General features: G+C 61.5%; 22 protein-coding genes and 1 pseudogene. 14 read left to right on the top strand and 9 right to left on the bottom strand.

From position 1 onward, the window contains the following. Positions 1-8 precede the first annotated feature (8 nt). The 5 genes from SJY08_RS05810 (at position 9) to SJY08_RS05830 (ending at position 4,673) form a co-directional block, all read left to right on the top strand. Positions 9-533, top strand: coding sequence for a dihydrofolate reductase (locus tag SJY08_RS05810; RefSeq protein WP_377274984.1), 525 nt, complete (start codon positions 9-11; stop codon positions 531-533). 149 nt (positions 534-682) lie between these two features. Next, complete coding sequence (gene hflK / locus SJY08_RS05815) at positions 683-1,819, top strand: FtsH protease activity modulator HflK (RefSeq protein ID WP_377274986.1); 1,137 nt, start codon at positions 683-685, stop codon at positions 1,817-1,819. A gap of 1 nt (position 1,820) precedes the next feature. Then, complete coding sequence (hflC, locus tag SJY08_RS05820) at positions 1,821-2,777, top strand: protease modulator HflC (protein WP_377274987.1); 957 nt, start codon at positions 1,821-1,823, stop codon at positions 2,775-2,777. Positions 2,778-2,781: 4 nt separating this feature from the next. Next, entirely contained in the window at positions 2,782-2,967 is a 186-nt protein-coding gene (locus SJY08_RS05825; RefSeq protein WP_054151725.1) for a DUF2065 domain-containing protein, read from the top strand. 110 nt (positions 2,968-3,077) lie between these two features. Further along, positions 3,078-4,673, top strand: a complete 1,596-nt coding sequence (locus SJY08_RS05830; RefSeq protein WP_377274988.1) for a Do family serine endopeptidase — start codon at positions 3,078-3,080, stop codon at positions 4,671-4,673. A 1-nt stretch (position 4,674) separates the two neighbouring features. On the opposite strand, the gene SJY08_RS05835 is transcribed toward SJY08_RS05830, so the two are convergent. Genes SJY08_RS05835 through serB form a run of 3 tightly spaced genes read right to left on the bottom strand, consistent with a single transcriptional unit; the run spans position 4,675 to position 8,562 of the window. Then, complete coding sequence (locus tag SJY08_RS05835) at positions 4,675-7,050, bottom strand: putative bifunctional diguanylate cyclase/phosphodiesterase (protein ID WP_377274989.1); 2,376 nt, start codon at positions 7,048-7,050, stop codon at positions 4,675-4,677. Between the two features lie 48 nt (positions 7,051-7,098). Then, entirely contained in the window at positions 7,099-7,662 is a 564-nt protein-coding gene (locus SJY08_RS05840) for a GNAT family N-acetyltransferase (RefSeq protein WP_377274990.1), read from the bottom strand. 9 nt (positions 7,663-7,671) lie between these two features. After that, on the bottom strand, positions 7,672-8,562 hold the full coding sequence (gene serB, locus SJY08_RS05845; RefSeq protein ID WP_069041156.1) for a phosphoserine phosphatase SerB: 891 nt from the start codon (positions 8,560-8,562) through the stop codon (positions 7,672-7,674). Here serB and miaA point away from each other — a divergent pair. After that, the gene (gene miaA / locus SJY08_RS05850; RefSeq protein ID WP_377278487.1) at positions 8,561-9,475 is read left to right on the top strand and encodes a tRNA (adenosine(37)-N6)-dimethylallyltransferase MiaA; all 915 of its coding nucleotides are present in this window, start codon (positions 8,561-8,563) and stop codon (positions 9,473-9,475) included. The genes serB and miaA overlap by 2 nt on opposite strands. A 3-nt stretch (positions 9,476-9,478) precedes the next feature. On the opposite strand, the gene SJY08_RS05855 is transcribed toward miaA, so the two are convergent. After that, positions 9,479-11,608: a helicase HerA domain-containing protein gene (locus SJY08_RS05855; RefSeq protein WP_377274991.1), complete on the bottom strand. Its 2,130-nt coding sequence runs from the start codon at positions 11,606-11,608 to the stop codon at positions 9,479-9,481. Positions 11,609-11,953: 345 nt separating this feature from the next. Here SJY08_RS05855 and SJY08_RS05860 point away from each other — a divergent pair, with 345 nt between their 5' ends. Beyond that, positions 11,954-13,732 carry an acetolactate synthase 3 large subunit gene (locus SJY08_RS05860; protein WP_054151730.1) on the top strand — a complete coding sequence of 593 codons (1,779 nt, stop codon included), beginning with the start codon at positions 11,954-11,956 and terminating at the stop codon, positions 13,730-13,732. Positions 13,733-13,749: 17 nt separating this feature from the next. Then, entirely contained in the window at positions 13,750-14,322 is a 573-nt protein-coding gene (ilvN, locus tag SJY08_RS05865) for an acetolactate synthase small subunit (RefSeq protein ID WP_054151731.1), read from the top strand. A 248-nt stretch (positions 14,323-14,570) separates the two neighbouring features. On the opposite strand, the pseudogene SJY08_RS05870 reads toward ilvN, so the two are convergent. Both SJY08_RS05870 and SJY08_RS05875 read right to left on the bottom strand, forming a co-directional pair. Continuing rightward, positions 14,571-14,927, bottom strand: a pseudogene (locus SJY08_RS05870) (metalloregulator ArsR/SmtB family transcription factor); the annotation flags it as partial. Positions 14,928-15,089: 162 nt separating this feature from the next. Continuing rightward, on the bottom strand, positions 15,090-15,935 hold the full coding sequence (locus tag SJY08_RS05875; protein ID WP_377274994.1) for an aldo/keto reductase: 846 nt from the start codon (positions 15,933-15,935) through the stop codon (positions 15,090-15,092). Between the two features lie 156 nt (positions 15,936-16,091). Here SJY08_RS05875 and SJY08_RS05880 point away from each other — a divergent pair, with 156 nt between their 5' ends. The 5 genes from SJY08_RS05880 to SJY08_RS05900 all read left to right on the top strand — a co-directional run bounded on the left by SJY08_RS05880 (position 16,092) and on the right by SJY08_RS05900 (position 19,548). Next, positions 16,092-16,685: a LysE family translocator gene (locus SJY08_RS05880; RefSeq protein ID WP_300888482.1), complete on the top strand. Its 594-nt coding sequence runs from the start codon at positions 16,092-16,094 to the stop codon at positions 16,683-16,685. A gap of 9 nt (positions 16,686-16,694) precedes the next feature. Next, positions 16,695-17,327 carry a nitrile hydratase subunit alpha gene (gene nthA, locus SJY08_RS05885; RefSeq protein ID WP_377274995.1) on the top strand — a complete coding sequence of 211 codons (633 nt, stop codon included), beginning with the start codon at positions 16,695-16,697 and terminating at the stop codon, positions 17,325-17,327. Beyond that, positions 17,324-17,983 carry a nitrile hydratase subunit beta gene (gene nthB, locus SJY08_RS05890; RefSeq protein ID WP_300888484.1) on the top strand — a complete coding sequence of 220 codons (660 nt, stop codon included), beginning with the start codon at positions 17,324-17,326 and terminating at the stop codon, positions 17,981-17,983. Before nthA ends, nthB begins: the two co-directional genes overlap by 4 nt. Then, positions 17,970-18,344 carry a nitrile hydratase accessory protein gene (locus tag SJY08_RS05895; protein WP_377274996.1) on the top strand — a complete coding sequence of 125 codons (375 nt, stop codon included), beginning with the start codon at positions 17,970-17,972 and terminating at the stop codon, positions 18,342-18,344. The genes nthB and SJY08_RS05895 overlap by 14 nt, the downstream gene beginning before the upstream one ends. A 73-nt stretch (positions 18,345-18,417) precedes the next feature. Beyond that, the gene (locus SJY08_RS05900; protein WP_377274997.1) at positions 18,418-19,548 is read left to right on the top strand and encodes an ATP-dependent RecD-like DNA helicase; all 1,131 of its coding nucleotides are present in this window, start codon (positions 18,418-18,420) and stop codon (positions 19,546-19,548) included. Positions 19,549-19,563: 15 nt separating this feature from the next. Here the strand turns inward: SJY08_RS05900 and SJY08_RS05905 are convergent, their stop codons facing one another. The 3 genes from SJY08_RS05905 to SJY08_RS05915 form a co-directional block, all read right to left on the bottom strand. After that, complete coding sequence (locus SJY08_RS05905; RefSeq protein WP_153762368.1) at positions 19,564-20,076, bottom strand: DUF4405 domain-containing protein; 513 nt, start codon at positions 20,074-20,076, stop codon at positions 19,564-19,566. 106 nt (positions 20,077-20,182) lie between these two features. Beyond that, positions 20,183-20,869, bottom strand: coding sequence for a MerR family transcriptional regulator (locus tag SJY08_RS05910; RefSeq protein ID WP_300888487.1), 687 nt, complete (start codon positions 20,867-20,869; stop codon positions 20,183-20,185). A 181-nt stretch (positions 20,870-21,050) separates the two neighbouring features. Further along, the gene (locus SJY08_RS05915) at positions 21,051-22,028 is read right to left on the bottom strand and encodes a hypothetical protein (RefSeq protein WP_377274998.1); all 978 of its coding nucleotides are present in this window, start codon (positions 22,026-22,028) and stop codon (positions 21,051-21,053) included. Positions 22,029-22,271: 243 nt separating this feature from the next. On the opposite strand from SJY08_RS05915, the gene SJY08_RS05920 reads away from it, so the two are divergent. Then, positions 22,272-23,024, top strand: a complete 753-nt coding sequence (locus SJY08_RS05920) for a pyridoxine 5'-phosphate synthase (protein WP_153762366.1) — start codon at positions 22,272-22,274, stop codon at positions 23,022-23,024. Position 23,025: the final 1 nt, after the last annotated feature.

A 23,025-nucleotide genomic window follows, 5' to 3' on the forward strand; every position in this document is an offset into this window, starting at 1 on the left:
GGTTGGACATGGCTGACATCAAGACCGTCATCATCGTTGCCGTGTCGCAGAACGGGATCATCGGCCGCGACGGCGACATGCCGTGGAAGCTCTCGACGGATCTGAAGCGCTTCAAGGCGCTCAGCATGGGCAAGCCGCTGGTGATGGGACGCAAGACCTTCGAATCGGTCGGGTCGAAGCCGCTGCCAGGGCGGCCGCATATTATCGTCAGCCGCAGTCAGGCCTTCGACATGCCCGGCGTTGAAACCGTGACGAGCCTGGACGAAGCCCTTGAACGGGGCAGGGCAATTGCGGCCGAGCTCGGTGTGGACGAGGTGTGTGTCGTTGGTGGTGGCGAGATTTACCGCCAGGCACTGGGGTTTTCCGATCTCCTGCATGTGACCCATGTCGAGACGGTCGTCGACGGAGATACCTCATTCCCGACGATCGATCCTGCGACGTTCGAATGTGTCGAGGAAATCGACGTTCCGCCCGGCGAGAAGGACAATTACCCCACGCGCTACGCGATATACCGTCGCAGGGATGCCCGATAACGCAAAATTTGCCCTTTCCGAAGAAGAAGTTGGGCCCCTCGCGTTGAAAGCGGGGGCTTCGATACCTATAACCCTCTGGAACCTCATGCATGTCGGTCGATCGATCAGCGGGCGGGGGACTTGGGAGCTTTTACAGCAAAGAGGTATTGATGCCCTGGAGCAATCAAAACGGCGGCAGCGGCGGTCCTTGGGGCGGCGGCGGTGGCGGCGGTAACAATCAGGGCCCCTGGGGGCAGGGGCCAAACCGGCCGCGTGGAAACGGCGGTGGCGGCGGTGGCGGCAACCAGCCCCCGGATCTGGAGGATCTGATCCGCCGAGGTCAGGATCGACTGAAAAACATCGTGCCCGGCGGGTTCAACGGCGGTGCATTTGTGATCGTCGGTATCGTGCTGGTCGCCTTCTGGGCGATGCAGGCCGTCTATACGGTTCAGCCGGACGAGCGCGGCGTGGAACTTCGCTTCGGTAAGCCGAAGGAAGAAATTGCGATGCCGGGCCTGCATTTCCATCTCTGGCCGATCGAAGCGGTCGAGATCGTCAAGGTCACCGAACAGCAGCAGAACGTCGGCAGCCGCCCGACATCGAACAATCCCGGCGCCGGCCTGATGCTCAGCGGCGATCAGAACATCGTAAGCGTCCAGTTCTCGGTGCTCTACACCGTGTCGGATCCGCAGTCCTATCTGTTCAACCTCGAAGATCCGACGCAGACACTGCAGCAGGTGTCCGAAAGCGCCATGCGTGAGGTGGTCGGTCGTCGTCCTGCCCAGGACGTCTTCCGCGACAACCGCGAAGAGATCTCGACGCAGGTTCGCGACATCATCCAGGGTACCATGGACACCTATGGCGCCGGCATCGCGATCAACGCGGTTCCGATCGAAGATGCGGCACCGCCGCGTGAAGTGGCCGAAGCCTTCGAAGAAGTGCAGCGTGCCCAGCAGGATGAAGATCGTTTCGTCGAAGAAGCCAACCAGTACGCCAACCAGCGTCTCGGTCAGGCCCGAGGCCAGGCAGCACAGATCCGCGAAGAGGCAGCCGCCTACAAGGATCAGGTCGTCAAGGAAGCAGAGGGTGAGGCGCAGCGCTTCATTTCGATCTACGACGAATATGTGAAGGCGCCTGATGTGACGCGCCAGCGTATCTACCTGGAGACCATGGAGAACGTCCTGCGCAATTCGAACAAGGTGATCATGGGCGATCAACAGGGTGTCGTACCTTACCTGCCGCTCAATGAACTCATGCGCCAGCCGGGCAACCAAACGACCGGCCAGTCTACGACGGGAGGGAACTGACATGCAGAACCGTCTTCCCTATTTCCTCATCGCCCTCGGCGTCGCATTGTTCTTCGTCTACTCGTCGATCTTCGTGGTCAACGAGCGTGAACAGGCGATCGTTCTGCGCTTCGGTCAGATCCAGGACGTGAAGAGCGAGCCGGGCATCTATTTCAAGCTGCCCTTTGCCTTCATCGATGCTGATCGTGTCCAGTATGTCGAGGATCGCGCGCTTCGCTTCGATCTGCCTGACATCCGTGTTCAGGTCCGTGGCGGTGCGTTTTATGAAGTCGATGCATTTGCCGTCTATCGCATCAGCGATGCCCGCCGTTTCCGTGAAACGGTGTCGGCGGACCGCGAAGCTGCCGAATCGCGTCTTCGCACCCGTCTCGATGCAGCGCTCCGCCGCGTCTACGGTTTGCGGAACTTCGATGCGGCGCTTTCCGAAGAGCGTGGTTCGATGATGTCCGACGTTCGCAACGATCTCCAGGCGGCGGCTGAAAGCCTCGGTCTGCAGGTCACTGACGTTCGCATTCGTCGTACCGACCTGACGCAGGAAGTCTCGCAGCAGACCTTCGAGCGGATGAAGGCTGAGCGTTTGGCCGAAGCAGAATTCATCCGCGCCCGCGGTAACGAAGAAAGCCAGCGTCGCCGGGCTATCGCCGACCGTCAGGTCGTCGAACTCCAGGCCGAAGCGCAGCGCGATTCGGAAATCCTGCGCGGTGAGGGCGATGCCCAGCGAAACAACATCTTCGCTGATGCGTTCCAGCGGGATCCGAGCTTCTTCGAATTCTATCGCTCGATGCGCGCCTATGTTGCATCCATGAGCAACCAGGGCACGACGATGGTGCTGTCGCCCGACAGTGACTTCTTCCGCTTCTTCAACAGCGGAGCAGGCACGGGCAACTCGGCGACACCGACACCCGCACCAGCGGTTGCCCCGCAACCGGCTACGCCGCCGGCGCCTGCCGGCAACTGACACCATGGACGACCTGCTCGCAGGGATCGCCATATTCATGATCATCGAGGGGCTGGCCTATGCGCTGGCCCCTCGTTTTCTTGTGCGCATGGCCCGGCTCCTGCCGCAGATCCCGGAGGATCAGCTGCGTCTGCTCGGCCTCACCGCGATTACCACGGGCGTGGCAATCGCGTGGTGGGTGCGCGGCTGACAAGATCTGGTCGCAAGTCGAGGTTAGATCTCTTCCGGCAATTGTGATTTTCCCTCAGCCCATTCCGCCTTATGTTCACTACGACCCCAGACAAGCCAGTGAGGAAGCCGATGATGAAACCTGCCCGCGCGTCGCGAATGATTCTTTCGGCGCTTCTCACGGGGACGGCCCTGATCGTCGGGACCGTGAGTGAACCGAACCCGGTGGTCGCCCAGCAAGGGCCTCAATCCGTTGCCGATCTCGCAGGCGGCCTGCTCGGCGCCGTTGTCAATATCTCGACGTCGCAAAGCGTTGCCGACGAGGGCGATGGTCCGCTTCCGCAGGTTCCGGAGGGCTCGCCCTTTCAGGAATTGTTCGAGGATTTCTATCGGAATCGCGAAGGTGGCGGGACCAACAACAAGGTGAATTCACTGGGGTCCGGCTTTGTGATCGACCCGACTGGTTTCATCGTCACCAACAATCACGTGATCGAAAACGCCGATGACATCGAGGTCATTTTCTCCGACGGTTCGAAGCTCAAGGCGACGCTGGTCGGCACCGACACGAAGACCGACCTTTCCGTTCTCAAGGTCGAGCCGCCGCAGCCGCTGACATCGGTGAAGTTTGGCAATTCCAAGACAATGCGAATCGGCGACTGGGTCATGGCCATCGGCAATCCGTTCGGCCTCGGGGGCTCGGTGACCGTCGGCATCATCTCGGCAAGCGGCCGCAACATCAATGCCGGCCCCTATGACAACTTCATCCAGACGGATGCGGCGATCAACAAGGGGAATTCCGGTGGACCGTTGTTCAACATGAACGGCGAGGTCATCGGCATCAATACCGCGATTATATCGCCGAGCGGCGGCTCGATCGGCATCGGCTTTGCCGTGCCGACGGAATTGGCTGAAAACATCGTCAATCAATTGATCGAGTTCGGCGAAACGCGTCGTGGCTGGCTCGGCGTTCGCATCCAGCCGGTTTCCGACGAGGTGGCGCAGAGCCTGAACATCGACCGAGCCCGCGGCGCGCTGATCAGCGGCATCGTCGAGGGTGGCCCTGTCGCCAACGGGCCGATCAAGGTCGGTGACATCATCACCACCTTCAATGGACGGGCGATTTCCGAAACACGCGACCTGACCCGTATCGTTGCCGAAAGTCCGATCGGTGAACCGCTCGACGTTGTGATTCTGCGGGACGGGCAGGAGCAGTCGGTGAAGGTGACCCTTGGGCGTCTTGATGATGACGAGGTCGCAAGCAACGAGACGGATCCCGAAACTACCGTCGAGTCCAATGAGGAGGGCACGACACCCGATGGCGATCAACAGGCGCCTGCAGAGCCTCCGGCCGGCGAGGAGGCCCCTGACGGAAACGAGCAGGGCGAGCCTCCGGCTGCGCCCGATCAGGCACAGCAGAGCGCGCCCGTGACGGAAGGCTTGATCGGTGTGGAGTTGACGGCACTTACCGATGCGAACCGTCTGAGCTTCTCGATTGCCGAAGGTGTCGAAGGCGTTCTCATCACCCGTGTGCTTCCCGGCTCCAAGGCCGAAGGCAAGGGGCTGAAGGTCGGCGAGGTGATCGTGGAGGTCGCCCAGGAATTCATGAAGACGCCGCAGCAGGTTGCGGAAAAGCTCACCAACATCAAAGGCGAGGGGCGTCGCAGCGGCTATCTGATGATCGCCGACAAGGACGGCAATCTCCGTCTCGTGGCGGTCCCGCTGGAATAGCTCAGGCGTAGAGCCTCTCGACCGAGGTGCTGTTCTGCCTCAGATATTCCTCGAACTGGTCGACCGGCATCGGTCGGCCGGCGAGGAAGCCCTGGATCTCGCCGCAGCTCATTTGCCGAAGCAGGTCGAACTGACCCCGGGTTTCGACCCCTTCTGCGGCGACGCTCATGCGCAGATCGCGCGCCAGGCGAATGACGGAGTCGACGATGGCGCGGCTGTCGGCATTGGTCTCAAGGTCGGATATGAACGACTGGTCGATCTTCAATTTGTCAAAGCGATACTGGCGCAGGTAGCTCAAGGATGAGAAGCCCGTGCCGAAGTCATCGAGCGCTATGCGAAGCCCGAGCCTTGCAAGGGAGGCAAGGGTCTGTTCGACCCCGATCGTGGTTTCCATCAGCAGACTTTCCGTCACCTCCAGTTCGAGACGGTGAGCGGGCAGGCGGTTCTGCTTCAGCGCGCCTTCAACGAGTGGCAAGAGCCCCGGGCTCAGAAACTGGCGTGAGGACAGATTGACTGCCACGCGGATGTGGTCCGGCCAGTTGACGGCGTGCTTGCAGGCCTGGCGCAGAACCCAGCTGCCAATGGCGCCGATCTGGCCGGATTCTTCGGCGATCGGGATGAATTCGCCAGGGCTGATGGGGCCGAGCGTCGGATGGTTCCAGCGCAGCAATGCCTCGGCACAGACCACCTGCCGGCTCTGGGCGTCGACGAGCGGCTGGAAGTTGACGGTCAGGCTCTCCTGGGCAACTGCAAGCGCCAGTTCCTGTTCGATCAGATTGCGGCGTCGCGCAGCGGCATCAAGCGAGCTATCGAAGAAGCGGTAACGGTTGCGTCCGTCTGTCTTGGCCCGATAAAGGGCAAGATCGGCGTTGCGCATCAACTGGTCCGGATCGGTGCCGTCGATCGGGGCGCAGGCGATGCCGATGCTGACGCCGACATGGGCCGTGCCGCAGCAAAGACTGATCGGTTTGCCAAGCTTTTCGATGATGCGGGAGGCGAGGCCCGCAGCGCTTTGAGGATCGTCGCCAGACATATGGAGGATCGCAAATTCGTCGCCGCCAATGCGCGCCAGCGTGTCGGTCTCGCCGCGGATCTGGCTCAGAATGCTGGCAATGGCGCGCAGCAGTTCGTCGCCGCCGGCATGGCCGAAATTGTCGTTGATGTGCTTGAAACGATCGAGATCCAGCAGCAGGACCGAGAAAGGGTCGCCGAAGCGCTGATAACGCGATACCGCGCGTTCGAAATCTTCGGAGAGGAGAACCCGGTTGCCGACTTCCGTCAACGGATCATGGCGGGCCATGTGTTCGATGCGCAGACGGCTTTCGCGGCTCGCCGTGACATCGCGACCTACTCCGCGATAGCCGCAGAACTGCCCTTCGTCGTCCTGTATTGCCTTTGCTGTCAGGGACCAGATCGCCAGTTCCCCTCCCAGTTCGACACAGATATCCTGATCACGGAAGGACTGTCTCGTCTCCAGACAGGTGATGAAGTTCTCCCTGCAGTCCATGCCCTCGATCCCGACGGCGGCGAAGGGCATGATCGCGGCGAGCGGCTTGCCGATCACCATGGCTTCGGGGACCTGCATCTGTTCGTAGAAACGGTTGGAGGCGCGAACCAGGTTGATATCTTCGTCGGTGCCCCACAACCAGTCCGCCGCATTCTCTTCGAAGTCGTTCAGCAAGAGATTGATGACGTCTCGCTGTTCGTCGGCTGCAAGTTTGGCCCGGACGCGCTCCGTGAGGCTTCGGCAGACCGCGAGCGACGAGCGGATGATGATCGCGGCGAAGATCAGGTAGAGGACGAAGAGATAGGCGCCGACGATGGTCGGATCGCGGGAGAGGGCGATTGCGGCCCCGACAGCGACGGTGCCGCAAAAGACGATTGATGCCGACGGGATGGTCGCCAGGGCGAAGCCGCCGCCGCCGGCCATGCCGACGGTGAGCGCGATCAACACCATGCGCTGTGTTTCATCGGCCGTGTGGTAGGCGGCTACGTCGAGGGCCGCCCAGAGGCCGCTCAGGATCGCGGCATAAATGATCGCGCGAACTGTCCCGCGCAGGCTTGCCCGCTCGCGCATGCCGCGTTTGCGATTGCGCCACCAGGAAAGGGTCGTAAATGCAACTACAGTCAGGATCAGGCCGCAGATCACATAGACTTCGGTCGCGGATGGGCTGCCGTAAAAGGCAAAGACTGTCAGGACCGCGTTGCAGAGGTTGGCCACCATCATCCACGGCGTGCTGGTACCGACGACCGCCAGTCGGACTGCGCGGATACGCTCTGCCTCTTCCGCCGTCTGGTCACCTTCACCAAGGCGCAGGAAGCGGTCGTAAAGGTTCGCAATCGGTGCCGCGACATGCGCGGAAAACATCTTCTGCATACGGAAGTTCGTAGCAGATACATTTTAAGTCTCAGTAAATTAGGAATATCACCTTGTTCGGATCTCGATGGAATCGAACTGTGTTCTGAACAATACATGCCGCTTCAGGTGCGGATGCGTTTCGGGGACCTTGGGATGATCGAAATCCTGGCCAATCAGACGCTGCATGCCGATCCTTTGCATGACAGCGATCGAGCGATGATTGCGGTCCACGGCAAAGGCATGGACGTCGGGCAAGCGGAGGTCGGCGCGCGCGTATTCAATCAGTCGAGATGCCGCTTCGGTAACGTAGCCTCGACCCCAGAAGCGGGTGGCCAGCCGCCAGCCGATCTCGATTGCTCCCTCGGGCAGGATGCCGGGAAGGTCCACGGGTGAGAGGCCGCAGAAGCCCATCGCTTCGTTGGTTACACGATCGGTCAGCGCGTAGAAGCCAAGACCCGTTTCGCTGATCATGTCCCGGTTCCGGTCGAACATGATGTCGCATTCGGCATGGCTGCGGCGGAGCGGGAAGAACTCCATGACCTTTGCGTCGCGGTTGATCTCGTAGAACAGGTTGCGATCCTCGTCCTGCCAGTTGCGCAGGATCAGCCTCTCCGTCTCGACGATCAGCATGATCAACCCTTATTCGGTCACGAAGTCCGACTTGCGGTAGCCCTGCAGATAGAGAAGCGCGGTGAGATCGCCGTGGTCGATGCGGATCTTCGCCTCGGCGGCTACGGCCGGCTTGGCATGCAAAGCGACGCCGGAGCCGGCGATGCCGAGCATGCCCAGATCGTTGGCGCCGTCGCCGACGGCAATTGTCTCGTTCGGGCTGATGCCGAGGCGGCCTGCGATGTCGAGCAGGGAATCCACCTTGGCCTGCTTGCCGAGGATCGGTTCGGCAACCTCGCCGGTCAGGACGCCGTCCTGCTCGATCAAGATGTTGGCGCGGTTCTCATCGAAACCGAGCATGGTGGCGATCGGTCCGGTAAAGACGGTGAAGCCACCGGAGACGAGTGCGGTGTAGCCGCCTTTCGCCTTCATCGTCGCAATCAGTTCCTTGCCGCCCGGCGTCAGCGTAATGCGCTTTTCAATGACCTCGCCGACGACCGAGATCGGCAAGCCCTTCAACAGCGCCACACGTTCGCGCAGGGCCGGTTCGAAAGCGATCTCGCCGTTCATGGCGCGGGCCGTGATCTGGGAGACCTTGTCCTTTAGGCCGACCTCGGCTGCCAGTTCGTCGATGCATTCCTGGCCGATCATCGTCGAATCCATGTCGGCGATCAGGAAGGACTTGCGGCGGGTATCGGCATCCTGGACCGCGACATCGACGGGCTGACCCTCCAGCGCCTGCCGCAGGGCGCGCTCGGCCTCGATCGGATCAGTGCCATCGGGAAGGGGTATGTCGCAGGCGATCCCGTCGGCCAGCCAGTAGAGGCGCGAGGACGCGACGGCCTCGGTGGCCTTTTCGGCGAGGGCCCGGCTCAGAACAGGGTTTGACGGATTGGCGACAAGCGTGGCAACCAAGGCCATGATGGAAGATCCTGACAAGAACAACGACGCGATCCTGATAACCGGGCCGACCGCCAGCGGCAAGTCTGCGCTCGCGCTTCAATTCGCCCGCCGCCAAAACGGAGTCGTCATCAATGCCGACAGTATGCAGGTCTACGACACGCTACGTGTCGTCACTGCCCGCCCGGGCGAGGCAGAGATGGGTGGCGTGCGGCACGAGCTCTATGGTCATGTCCCGGCCGGCCGGACCTATTCGACCGGCGACTGGTTGCGTGAAGCGGGTGCGCTGGTCGAACAGTTGAAGCACGAGAAGCGTCTTCCGGTGTTCGTCGGCGGCACCGGGCTCTACTTCAAGGCGCTGACCGGCGGGCTTTCGGAGATGCCCGCAATCCCGGCCGACCTGCGGGCGGAGATCCGCCAGCGGCTTCAAACCGAGGGTGCCGATGCGTTGCATAGGGAATTGGTTGAGGTAGATCCGGCGATGGCGCAGCGCCTCAGTCCGGGCGATGGACAAAGGATCGTGCGGGCGCTCGAGGTGTTCCGGGCGACAGGACGGTCGATCGCCGAGTTTCAGAAGCAGTCCGGACCGCAGCTGGTCGATCCGGATCGCGCCCGCAAGCTCGTGGTCCTGCCAGATCGCACGGTGCTGCACGACCGGATCAACAGGCGCTTCGAGCTGATGATGGACGAGGGGGCGATCGAGGAGGTCGAAGCGCTTCTGTCGCTTGGCCTTAAGCCGGAGATGCCTGCCATGAAGGCGATCGGCGTGGCGCAAATCGCCGACATGCTTGCCGGCCGGATCACCCGACACGAGGCGGTCGAGCGCGCGTCTGCTGCGACGCGCCAATACGCAAAGCGCCAGATGACCTGGTTCCGTAACCAGATGGATGAAAGCTGGGAAAGGGTCGACCCGGCAGTTTTCCGGATCGGCTGACGTTTAGTCGCGCTTGTAGAGGCTCGATAGCGGCTTTTTCAGAATGCTCTCGCGCAGGGAGGAACCACCTTCGCGGCGCAAGGGCTGGGATCCGAACGTTGCCGAGGGGGGATCGGCAGCTACGGTGTGAGCCGGAGCCGGGGAGTCCATGCGTTGGCGAGGCGCGTCGTCGATACCAGAACGGGGCAGCATGTCCGGACGGTAGGGCTCGATCGTCGGCGTCTCCGAGGCTGGCAATGCCTGTCGCTGGATCGGCGTCTCGAAAGGCTGACGCGTCACGGGTGACGGTGATGTCATCGGGAAAGAGGCTGCGGTCGGTCGCGCCGGTGGCTGTGGGGCAGGCGACGGGCGCAACGAGGCGAAACCTCCGTCGTCGTCGTCGAACTCTTCGTCGTCGTAGAGGCCCTCCGGCGCAGTCGGTATGCCGCCGAAACTGGTCTCGAAGCTCTGCTGGAAGGCTGAGATGTCCGGCCCGGCGATGGCACGCATACGACCGACAATGGTGCGCAGATCGACGGTGTCAGGCGTTTCTTCGGTCTGTTTGGCGTTGACGCCGTTGGCTTTCGGCAGCGCCGACTCCGCCACACGGGTGAAGCGCATGCGCATGGGAACGGCGATCGCCTCACCGAAGGCGATGGCTTCGCCGTTGCCGATCGAGGAAATGAAGCTGGTGGTCGAGATCGAACTGTCGGGGATGGCCGAGCGGATGATCTCCTGGTCGCGGTCGTTGGCAAGGCGCATGGCAAACAGCGTCGAGCACTGCGACAGGATGGTCGGGTCCAGTTCGCCGGGACGCTGGGTGACTACACCCAGCGAGACGCCGTATTTCCGGCCTTCCTTGGCGATGCGGGCGATGGCCTGGCGCGTCGGGAAGAAGCCGAGAGTGGGGTCGGCAGGCACGTAGCGGTGGGCCTCTTCGCAGACGACGAGCATGTGGATCGCGCCGTTCGACCAGAGCGCCAGTTCGAAGGCCATGCGGCAGAGAACCGAAGCAACCGAGTTGACGACTTCCGACGGTATGCCGGCAAGCTGGAAGGTCGAGATCGGGCGGTCGTCACCCGGGATGCGGAAGATATGCGCGATCGTCTCCATGATCGTGTCGCTGATCGTATTGTTGGAGAACATGAAGTGATAGCGCGGGTCGTTGACCGCCGACATGATGCGCATTTTCAGCGAGCGCAGGAATGGCTTTTCGCCGCGACCTTCCAGACGTCCGATGCGCTCGTCGATGAGCGCGAGCAGGTCGGCGATGCGGTAGGGCACCGGTGTGTCGGCGGTCATCGAGCTCTTGTCGGCCATGCGCCGCATCAGGGCGCTCTCATTGCCACGGAAGGCGCGTTTGGCTTCGGGCATCAGGTCGCGCAGGATATCGAGTTCTTCGGCAACCGGCGGGCGGCCGCGGAACAGGACCTCGGCAAATTCGTCGAGGCGCATGAGCCAGAAGGGCAGGTCGAGCGTGTCGGTGTCGATGACGACGGCAAGCTCGGGGAAGGCGGCGGCAAATTCGTTATGCGGATCGAGAATTAGGATACGCAGCTTCGGATCGCTTTCGATCGCCTTGCGCAAGAGCAGCGAAACGGCGGTCGATTTGCCAACGCCGGTCGAGCCGACCACGGCGAAGTGCTTCGACAGCATGGACGGGACATGGATCGTCGCGTCGATCGTTTCGTCCTGGGTGAGTTTGCCGATGACTGCTGTGTCGCCGAGGCGGGTGTCGTAGATGCGCAGAAGATCGGCCGCACGAATGCGGTGGGCGATGGCTCCGAGATAGGGATAGCGCGAGATGCCGGTCGAGAACAGTTCCTGGCCGTCTTCGTGAACGTAGACTTCGCCGAGCAGTTCGACTTCGATCAGAAACTGGTTGTCGGCCCCTTCGCCCCAGTCCTTGCCCTCCGTCTGCATGGAATAGGCGAGTGCTACGACGCGGTTCTTGCCAACGGTGATCGAGATCAGACGACCGACGGACCAGAGCTCCGTGAGATCCGTGCCGCCGTCTTCGGCGACGGCTGCAATCGTTGCACGCGCGCCGTTGCAGGCGACGACGCGTCCTAGCATCCGGTTGCCAGGCCGCATGCCATCGCGGCGGTCTTGATCTCCGGCTGCGCCGGACTTGCGAAGATCATCATTCAACAAGCGCATTCTCCCTGCTGGCGCAAGCTTATGGGGGCGCGCTTAAAATTTCGTGTAACGCATTAGGCTGGCGGTGATGATTTATCATTGTCTGCGCAACAAACTTTCGCTTTGGCGTCGGAAATTTTGCAAAAGATGCGTTGACGCTTGCGGGCTTTCTGGCTAACACTTCGACCCATGAAAAACTCGGTTGCACTTATCGTGGTGGGACGGCGCATGGGCAGGATGGTGTAACCATCCGGCGATAGCCACCCATGCGCTAGATGACAGGCTCCTCAAGGGGCCTTTTTTTATGCCCTAAACCGGGTTATCAGCCCCAAAAACCAAGAAGGCAGATGGAAACACAGCATGACGGGTAAAGACAATCAGATGACCGGCGCCGAGATCGTCCTGCGCGCGCTCAAGGATAACGGTGTCGAACATATCTTCGGCTATCCCGGCGGCGCCGTGCTTCCGATCTATGACGAGATCTTCCAGCAGGAAGACATCCAGCACATCCTCGTGCGCCACGAGCAGGGTGCCGGCCACGCAGCTGAGGGATATGCGCGCTCGACCGGCAAGGTCGGCGTCATGCTGGTCACGTCAGGTCCTGGCGCCACCAATGCGGTGACGCCGCTGCAGGATGCTTTGATGGACAGCGTTCCGCTCGTCTGCATCTCCGGCCAGGTTCCGACCTCGCTGATCGGTTCGGATGCCTTCCAGGAATGCGATACCGTCGGCATCACGCGCCCCTGCACCAAGCACAACTGGCTGGTCAAGGACGTCAACCAACTGGCCTCGATCATCCATGAAGCCTTCCGTATCGCCCAGACGGGCCGTCCGGGCCCGGTTCTCGTCGATATCCCGAAGGACATCCAGTTCGCCACCGGCACCTACACGCCGCCGGATGCGCACAAGGCGCTGAAGAGCTACCAGCCAAAGGTTTCGGGCGATGCCCGCGCCATCCAGGCTGCCGTCGAGCTGATGGCGACGGCTCGCCGTCCGATCATCTATTCGGGTGGCGGCGTCATCAATTCCGGTCCGGAAGCAACCAAGCTGCTGCGTGAACTGGTCGGTCTCACCGACTTCCCGATCACCTCGACGCTCATGGGGCTCGGCTGCTATCCGGCTTCGGGCAAGAACTGGCTTGGCATGCTCGGCATGCATGGTTCCTACGAAGCGAACATGGCGATGCATGACTGCGACGTCATGGTCTGCATCGGTGCGCGCTTCGATGACCGTATCACCGGCCGTCTGAACGCATTCTCGCCGAACTCGAAGAAGATCCACATCGACATCGATCCGTCGTCGATCAACAAGAATGTCCGCGTCGACGTGCCGATCACAGGCGATGTCGGTCGCGTTCTCGAAGACATGGTCCGCGCCTGGCGCGCCCTGCCGAAGAAGCCTGAGGCGTCGCAGACGGCCGAATGGAATGCCAGCATTGCCAAGTGGCGGGCTCGCAATTCCTTCGCCTACACGCCGTCCAAGGACGTCATCATGCCGCAATATGCGCTGCAGCGGCTTTATGAGCTGACCAAGCATCGCGACACCTACATCACGACGGAAGTCGGCCAGCACCAGATGTGGGCGGCCCAGTATATCGGCTTCGAGCAGCCGAACCGCTGGATGACCTCGGGTGGCCTCGGCACGATGGGTTACGGCCTGCCGGCCGCAATCGGCGTCCAGGTCGCACATCCCGACGCATTGGTCATCGATGTCGCGGGTGATGCCTCGATCCAGATGTGCATTCAGGAAATGTCCTGCGCCATCCAGTACGAGCTGCCGGTCAAGATCTTCATCCTCAATAACCAGTACATGGGCATGGTCCGCCAGTGGCAGCAGCTGTTGCACGGCAACCGCCTGTCGAGCTCCTATACGGAAGCCATGCCTGACTTCGTCAAGCTGGCGGAAGCCTATGGCGCGGTTGGCATCCGTTGCGAAAAGCCCGACGATCTCGACGGTGCCATCCAGGAGATGGTCGACGTGAAGAAGCCTGTCATCTTCGACTGCCGTGTCGCCAATCTCGCCAACTGCTTCCCGATGATCCCGTCGGGCAAGGCCCATAACGAAATGCTGCTGCCGGACGAGGCGACCGACGAAGCGGTTGCCACTGCCATCGATGCCAAGGGCCGTCAGCTCGTCTGACCGGGAGGAAAAAGATCATGAACGCTCATCTTCAGCCGACCGGTTCGGCCTATTTCATCGCCAAGGAAACCTCCGCAATCGAGAGCCATACGCTCTCGGTGCTCGTCGACAACGAGCCCGGCGTTCTCGCCCGCGTCATCGGCCTGTTCTCCGGTCGCGGCTACAACATCGAGAGCCTGACGGTCTCGGAGACCGAGCACGAGGCGCATCTGTCGCGCATCACGATCGTGACGCGTGGAACGCCTGGTGTGCTTGAGCAGATCAAGGCGCAGCTTGAGCGCATCGTGCCAGTGCACCGCGTCCTCGACCTGACGGTTCGCGCTAAGGAGCTCGGCCAGGAGCGGCCGATCGAGCGGGAGGTGGCGCTGGTGAAGGTCGTTTCGACCGGTGAAATGCGTGCCGAGACGCTTCGGCTTGCCGATGCCTTCCAGGCCAAGGTCGTGGATGCGACGGTCGATCACTTCATCTTCGAGATCACCGGCAAGTCGTCGAAGATCGACCAGTTCGTCTCGATCATGAAGCCGCTTGGTCTGAACGAGATCTGCCGCACCGGCATTGCTGCGATGAACCGCGGCCCGCAGGGCATGTAAGGAATTCGGCAATTGCCGAAATGAAAAAGGGCGACCTCGCGGTCGCCCTTTTTTTGTTGCCGGCTGTTTCAGTTCATGCCGAGCAGATCGAGAAGGCCCATCTGCTGCGGTGCCGGAGGCAGATCGGCTTCCGCCTTCTTCGGCTTTTCCTTGGCCGGTTTTTCGGTGTTATCGGCTTCGGCGGCTTTCCTAGGCTTCTGGGTGGAGGCTTCGGCTTCTGCCGCACCGGTCTTCTTCTTCGAGGGCTTCTTCGCCTTGGCTGCTGCTTCCTCGGCGGTCGCTGCCTCGGTTGTTTCGCCGTCGACTTCGGTCGTGCTCAGCATGGCGGTCAGTGCATGGCGGAGGGCCGCCGGCCTCAGGCTGTAGTGGATATACTGGCCCTTCTTCTCGCCCTCGATCAGTTCGGCATTTTCGAGGATCGAGAGGTGCTGGGAGATCGAGGGCTTGGCCATGTCGAAGCGGGCGGCGATCTCGCCGGCGGTCAGGGTCGATTGCGACAGATGCACCAGCATCATCCGGCGTGGATCGGAGGCGAGTGCGTGGAAGACGCGGGACGAGGTCTTGTCCATTGCCGGATGTATTTCGGTTTTTCCGCGCTTTGCCATGTGGTCCCTCAGTCGTGCGGCTCTTTCTCCGCAATTCTCAAATTAGGCAATCTCCTAATTTCCTGAGGGGCTGGCGTAAAGTGCCGGAAATGCTGGGCCTGTGGATAGATCGCGATTTTCCGATGCATGGGAGAATTTCGGGCGCCCTGCTTTCTCTCTCCTTTACAACATTGCCAGCGGTACTTTCCGGGACGGGGGCGGGAAGGCCACGTCCAGACGCGCCCAGTCCTCATCGGCGATGTCGAGATCGACCGCCTCGCGATTCTCCTGCAGGCGGCGCATGTTCGAGGTCTTCGGGATCGGGATCACGCTTTCGCGCTCCAGCAGGAAGGCGAGCGCGACCTGTGCCGGAGTCGCCTGATAGGCCTTGGCGATGTGGATCAGTTCAGGGTGCTGGAGGATGCGGCCCTGCTCGATCGGCGAATAGGCCATGACCGGGATCTGGTGCTCCTGGCACCAGGGCAGGAGGTCGAATTCGATGCCGCGGCGGGAAAGATTGTAGAGGACCTGATTGACGGCACAGTTCCCGCCATCGGCCACCGAGAACAGTTCCTCCATGTCATCGATATCGAAATTCGAGACGCCCCAGGCGCGAATTCTGCCCGCAGCTTTCAGTTCTTCCATCGCCGCAACCGTGTCTTCGAGTGGGTGTTCCCCGCGCCAGTGCAGGAGATAGAGATCGAGATGGTCGGTCCCTAGCCGGTCGAGGCTGGCATGGCAGGCCTTGATCGTGCCGTCGTAGCTGGCATTCCACGGCAGGACCTTGGAGACGAGAAAGGCGTCTTCGCGCCGATCCTTCAGCGCTTCGCCGACGATGCGTTCGGCGCCGCCATCGCCATACATTTCGGCCGTGTCGATCACGGTCATGCCAAGGTCCAGTGCCAGCCTGATGGCATCGACTTCGGCTTTCGCGGCGGATCGATCCTCGCCCATCATCCATGTGCCGAAGCCGAGGCTCGGGACCTCTGCGCCGCCCGGCAAGGTGACAGTTGGAATGGTATCATGCATGGTGAAGCTCCTCGAGGCGGGGTGTGCGAAGGATAGCGAGGCGGTCCCGCGAGGCAAGCGACAAAGTCCCGCTCCTTCGTGTCACCATAACAAGAATGGTGATGGCGTGGGCTCAAAGGACAGATAGGCTGACATAAAAATCCGGGAGAAACATCCATGTCGGCCGATACGCTTCTGGCGCTTGTGGTCTTTGCCTTTGCGACCTCGATCACCCCGGGTCCCAACAACATGATGCTGTTTGCATCGGGGGTGAACTTCGGCTTCCGCCGGACCATTCCGCATATGCTGGGAATCGGGGCCGGATTCTTCTCGCTGCTGATCGGTGTCGGCCTCGGCCTCGGCGCTATTCTTTCGGCCTATCCACCTGCCTTCATCGCGCTCAAGGTTGCCGGCGGGCTCTATCTCCTCTGGATCGCCTGGAAAATCGGTTCGTCACGCACGATGGGTGAGGGGGAGGCCAAGGCACGACCGATGAGCTTCCTGGGGGCTGCCGCATTCCAGTGGGTCAATCCGAAAGCCTGGGTCATGGCCGTGACTGCCATGGCGGTCTATCCTAACCCGGAGCATTATGCTCTGACTGTCGGGATAGTCGCGCTGGTCTTCGCGGCAGTCAATGTTCCCAGTGTATCCACCTGGGCGGGTTTCGGCTCGGCTCTTCGGGAATGGTTGTCGGTCCCGGTGCGGCTCAAATGGTTCAACATCACCATGGCCTTGCTGCTGGTGCTGAGCCTTTGGCCCATGCTCAAATAGGAAACTTCGATGTCTGGTCACCACCCTGAAGATCATGATCACCACCATGACAACCGGTATTCCGATATGGAAGCCCGCGTGCGGGCGCTCGAGACTTTGATGACCGAAAAGGGCCTGACCGACCCGGCTGCCATCGATGCCATCGTCGAGACCTATGAGACGAAGGTGGGCCCAAGAAACGGCGCGCGGGTCGTGGCGAAGTCCTGGGTCGATCCCGAGTTCGCCAACTGGCTGAAGCGCGATGCAACGGCGGCGATCGCGAGCCTCGGCTATACGGGCCGTCAGGGCGAGCATATGCGCGCCGTCTTCAACACCCCCGACACCCACAATCTCGTCGTCTGCACGCTGTGCTCCTGTTACCCGTGGTCGGTGCTCGGTCTGCCGCCGGTCTGGTACAAGGCGCCGGCCTATCGGTCCCGAGCAGTAATCGATCCGCGCGGTGTGCTTGCCGAATTCGGGGTGACCTTGCCGGAGGAGATGCAGATCCGCGTCTGGGATTCCACGGCGGAGCTTCGCTATCTCGTAGTGCCCTTGCGTCCTGCAGGGACGGAAGGGCTGGACGAAGAGGTACTCGCCAAGCTCGTGACGCGCGACTCGATGATCGGCACTGGTCTCGCGTTGTCGTCGGAGGTCCTGTCATGAACGGGCCGCATGATCTTGGCGGGCAGATGGGCTTCGGTCCGGTCGCGCCTGAGAAAGGCGAACCCTACTTCCATGCAGAATGGGAGAAGCGGGCGCTCGGCATCACGCTCTCCTGCGGCGCGTTCGGTGCCTGGTCCATCGACGAGAGCCGGCATGCGCGCGAGAATATTCCGCCGGCGAGTTATCTGGCGGCGAGCTATTACGAAGTGTGGATACGCGGGATCGACATGCTGCTCGAGCGGCATGGTTTTGCCACCGCCGAAGAGCTGGCAACAGGGCAGTACGCGGAACAGGGCCGAGCGCCGAAGCGCGTCCTGAAGGCCGAGATGGTCGAAGGTGTGCTGGCCCGTGGCGGACCTTGCGACCGGCCCGTCGAGACCGAGCCGAAGTTTGCCGTCGGTGACCGGGTGCGGACGAAGAATTTCCATCCGACCGGCCACACGCGTCTACCCCGCTATGCCCGCGCGAAGACAGGTGTTGTCGAGGCCGTGCAAGGCGGTTTCGTCTTTCCTGATGATAATGCCCATGGACGCGGCGAGAACCCGCAATGGGTCTATACGGTCGTGTTCACGGGTGACGAGATCTGGGGCGAGGACGCCGACCCGACGCTGACCATCTCGATCGATGCCTGGGAGAGCTATCTTGAGCGTGTGTGACACGGTGACCGATCTTGCAGAATCGCCGGGCTTGCCGCGCTCGCCCGAAGGCGCGCCGGTCTTCGCCGAGCCCTGGCACGCGCAGGCCTTTGCCATGACCGTGCACCTACATGCACGTGGCGTGTTCAGCTGGACCGAATGGGCGGACAGCCTGTCTGCCGAAGTCCACAGACCGGAGCGGGCGACTGACGGTTCCGACTATTTCGACGCCTGGGTCGCGGCATTGGCCGGGCTGCTGGAGCGCAAGGGGCTGGCCGATCGCGATACCGTCGAGGCCTTGCGCGAAAGCTGGCAGCGGGCGGCCGAGGCGACGCCGCATGGTACGCCCATCGAGCTCGCCAATGATCCGCTCAAGGGCTGATGTCCACGATTTGTTCTGACTTTCCCGGCTTTGGCCTTGCATCGGGCCAACGAATCCGCGCATGACCTAGGTCATGCAATTCGCGCCCCAGCAAGACGAGGCCCTCAAGGCCGTTTCGAAATGGCTGAAGGAGGGGAAAACCCCTGTCTTCCGGCTGTTCGGCTATGCCGGAACGGGCAAGACGACGCTTGCCAAGCATTTCGCCGAGCACGTAGACGGCGACGTGCTGTTCGCGGCCTTCACCGGCAAGGCCGCGCAGGTTCTGCGCTCGCGTGGCGCCTCGAATGCCAAGACCATCCATTCGCTGATTTATCGCCCGCGCGGCGAGGAGGCGGTGGAGGACGAGGAAACCGGCAAGACCTCGATTGCGCCGATGTTCTCGATCAACCGCCAGAGCCCGGTCGCCAAGGCGGCACTCATTGTCATCGACGAATGCTCGATGGTCGATGAGGCGCTGGGACGCGACTTGATGAGCTTCGGCACGCCGATCCTGGTGCTGGGTGATCCCGGCCAGTTGCCACCTGTTTCCGGCGGTGGATTCTTCACCGATCAGGAGCCGGACTATCTGCTGACAGATATCCATCGCCAGGCGCGCGACAATCCGATCATCCAGCTTGCAATGCATATCCGTGAGGGCAAGGAGATCATGTATGGCGATTACGGCGATACCGCACGCGTGATCTCGAAGAACGAGGTGACGCAGGATCTTGTGCTGGGGGCGGATCAGGTGCTTGTCGGAACCAACAAGACGCGGCGGCGCTACAACATGCGGCTGCGCGAGTTGAAAGGCTTCACCGTCGACTATCCGCAGGCCGGCGACAAGCTCGTATGCCTTAGGAACGATCAGGTGAAGGGCCTGCTCAATGGGTCGCTGTGGCAGGTCATGACGTCGTCGCGCGAGACGGTGAAGCCCGGCATCAATCTCCTGATCAAGCCCGAAGACGACGACATGGATCGCGGGGCAGCCAAGATCAAGCTGCTCAAGGACGCCTTCGCGGATATCGAGACGGAGATACCTTGGTCGACGCGCAAGCGTTACGACGAGTTCGACTACGGCTATGCACTGACCGTGCACAAGGCCCAGGGCTCACAGTGGAACGATGTTGTCTTGTTCGACGAGAGCTGGGCGTTTCGCGATACACGCGAGCGCTGGCTCTATACCGCCGTGACCCGCGCGGCAGAGACGCTCACCATCGTCAGATGAGCGCTCCTGACTAGGTCACTTCGCCTTGAGGGCGGTCAGCGTCGCCATCAGCTCCACGTTGTCCTTGCCGGACGCCTCGGCGATCTCGGACAGGCTCGTAGCGCCATCCGCTGCCGCAAAGCCTTTCTGTTTCAGCCCATCGACCACTTCGGCTTCAGATCTTCCGAGCAGAGGTGCAACCTCACCCGGCGTGCCGGCTGCGATGATATTGATCATGGCAAAAGCCGGATTTCCACCGCTACCGCTTGCCGAACCTGTGATGGCAGGCCAGGCGAAGGCGAGGCCGGTGACCAGACAGAGGCCGAGCGACAGGGTCATCGGCAGGCGCTTGAAATAGGCGAGGAACGGGCGCCAGTTTTTCCAGACATGCAGGACGAAAGGCAGAATGAGAACAAGGCTCAGCCATTCATGCATCTCGCGGAAGGCGGTCGTGCCGTAGTGAAAGAACAGGGCTATCCCGGAGATCAGTGAGATCAGGAACAGGCCGGTGGTGAAGGGGGTTGCATAACGGGACAGGATACTCGGCATGGGGCGACCTCAGTCTTTGGGTATGACCCGCTCCTAGCTCCAGCTGCAGCCGCTGTCCCGTTAAACTTCCTCCACTATTGATGATGGACAAGACCAGGGCTGGTCTTCAATTGGCGACCAAACCGAGAAGAACGGCTTTCGCCACGGCCTGGAAGCGGTTTTGCGCTTGGAGTTTGCCGACGATGCTCGCCTCCACGGTACTGACCTCTTCGGTTTTCAGTTCGAGCGTCCGCGCGATCCGGATCGGCGTATAGCCTTCGACCATCAACTGCAGGCAGCGGGCTTCCGTCTCGGTCAGGGTTGGCCCCTTCTGTTCCGTGTTCAACTGACCGGCTTCGACCTCTTCGTGGTCGAGCAGGGCATTGAGTTGCTGGAGCTGACGGTGGACCGTCGAAAGGTTTGACGCCAGTTCACGGCGACGGCCGAGCAGGGCTTCCTCAAGAATCAGGTTTGCTTCGCTTGTCGAGGTAGCGGTCGAGAGTGTTTCGAACAGGTCCTGGATGAGCGAGACCGACATGCCGACCTCTCGGCACACATTGATCAGGGCCATCCGGGCGATTTCATCGCATCCGTAGACCCGCATGAGGCCCATGCGTCGGGCGGTGAGCAGGCCCTTTTCCTCGTAGAAATGCAGCGTTCGGTGGGTGACGCCGAAGAACTCTGCCATTTCGGCAATCGCGACCGGCTCTTTCGGTGGGGTTCTCGTCTGGACGAGGTCCGGCAAGAGAAACGCCTTGTTAGGCTGACCGGATACGCTGGTGATCGGTTGCAGATGGTGTGTTCCGTGCGGCATGTACCCCTCCATGTTCAGTGCCAACGCGTCTGCTGAAGCCGATAGTTCCTCTTTTGCTGTGCTGTCTCGCTGACCCCGCTGCATCTCGAATCGCCGTCTGATTGAAGATTATAGTATATTTGAAATCCGTAAAATAAGTTTTCGCAAAAGGGAATTGCGCCTCATGTCTGGAACGCGTGGCTCAGCGTGGCAGGGAGGAAAGGGCGATCAGCCTCGTCATCTCGGTGATGATCTCGCTGCTCTGGCCGAGGCCGGCCCATTGCTGCTGGGACTGACGGGCAGTGATATAGCTCGCATCCGAACGCTCCAGCGTATAGCGATAGGTGGCGTCGAGGCACTGCATCTGTCCCGTCGATAGATCGTTCTTGTGGCAGAAGCGATAGATCGAACCCGGTATCGTGAGGTTTGCTCCGGCAAAGCCGTTCGCCAGCGCACCGATTTCCAGACTGTCGCCGGAAGTCTCGCAGACGCCCATGCTGATCGGCACCTCGCTGCCGGAGCGGAGATGGCGCAGGCCGAGTTTGAGCTCGGTGCCGAGACTATGCGCCTTCAATTCGAAATGGAGGGGATGCGGTGCTCCGCCTTCGAAACTGGGTTTTTCACTCGGGCCTGCGATGCAGACCGCCCAGAGCCTCGTGCTCCAGAGCCGGGTCGCATTGACGAAGATCGAGGCGATGAGATCGTCGCCGTCCGGGCGGCGGATGAAAAGCCTTGGGAGTGAGGCCTTGTCGTCGGCGAGAGCAGGGCTCTCGACATCAGCGAAGGTGGTCTCGATCAATTCGAGGTCGCGCTCACGGACCATGCTGGCTTGCGATGCGACGCGGTCGTAGACCGGAACATAACCGCCGAGCGGAATGCGAATGCGTAGCGGATCATCGCGGCCCTCGCAGGCATAGAACTGGTTCAGCAGCTTGCGCAACTTTCCGGCCTGGACACGGACCAGCGGATCTGTGCCCGGATCGAAGCCGTGGCTGCGGCTGAAAACATCGATGCCGATCGTGTAGCCTTTCAACTGATGCGACAGGCCGAGCTGCTCCATCTCGACGATGAATTTGAGGAATGAGCGCAGTCTTTCGGAGCGTGCGAATGTCCTGCTCCGCAACACCCGCTGCAGAGCGTCCGAAACCTGCTCGCCATCGATCCCGGTTTCCGTCAACATGCTTGCTCCAACCGCTGCAGGGGACGCCTGCGCCGTCATCCGATAGTGCGCATTGTGCTATCCGTCACAATCGAGACCTGACTAAAGGATGGGGGCCAGGCGTCAATACCTTAAAGTCTAGGGGGTGGACGCGATTGCCATTCATCAATTTCCCGCATCGGAGCATTTGCGATTCTCGTTGGCCTTCGATACCGCGATGCCGTAAGGATGCCCCAGACCTCTTCATCGCCGGATCATGCCGCCATGCCTGCCAAGCTTTCCGTCAACCTCAATGCCATCGCCATGCTTCGCAACCGCCGGGATCTTCCCTGGCCTGACGTGGCCGGTCTCGGCCGTATTGCCCTTGCTGCTGGTGCCAGTGGCCTGACGGTGCATCCACGCCCGGATCAGCGGCATATCCGCTTCAGCGATCTGCCGGTGCTGCGGGCTCTGATCGACGACGCGTTCCCCACGGCCGAGTTCAACATCGAAGGTTATCCGAGCGAGGATTTCCTGGCGCTCTGCGAGGCAACCGAGCCGGAGCAGGTCACCCTGGTGCCTGATGACCCATCGCAGGCGACGTCCGACCATGGCTGGGACCTTGTCGCGCATCAGGATTTTCTCAAGCGTGTCGTGTCGCGGCTTCGCGCCAAGGGCATGCGGGTGTCGCTCTTTGTTGATGGCGATGGGCGGTCCGAACCGATGGCGCTTGCAAAGGCGACCGGTGCCGAGCGCGTCGAGCTCTATACCGGCCCCTATGGCGGTTGCTACGACAATCCGGATGAGGCTCTGCGCCAGGTCGAACTGCTCGGATTGACGGCAGATGCCGCCCGCGCCGAGGGGCTCGACGTCAATGCCGGGCACGACCTGACGGTTGCCAACCTGCCGCTTCTGGTCAAGCGCATCCCGCATCTTGCCGAAGTCTCGATCGGTCACGGCCTGACCGCCGATGCCCTGGAATACGGTATGGCCGAAACCGTCCGGCGGTTCTGCCGCGCCTGCGGCCAGACGATCTGAA

The sequence above is a fragment of the Rhizobium sp. R86522 genome (genome assembly GCF_042466255.1).
In the GTDB taxonomy this organism is placed as follows: domain Bacteria; phylum Pseudomonadota; class Alphaproteobacteria; order Rhizobiales; family Rhizobiaceae; genus Allorhizobium.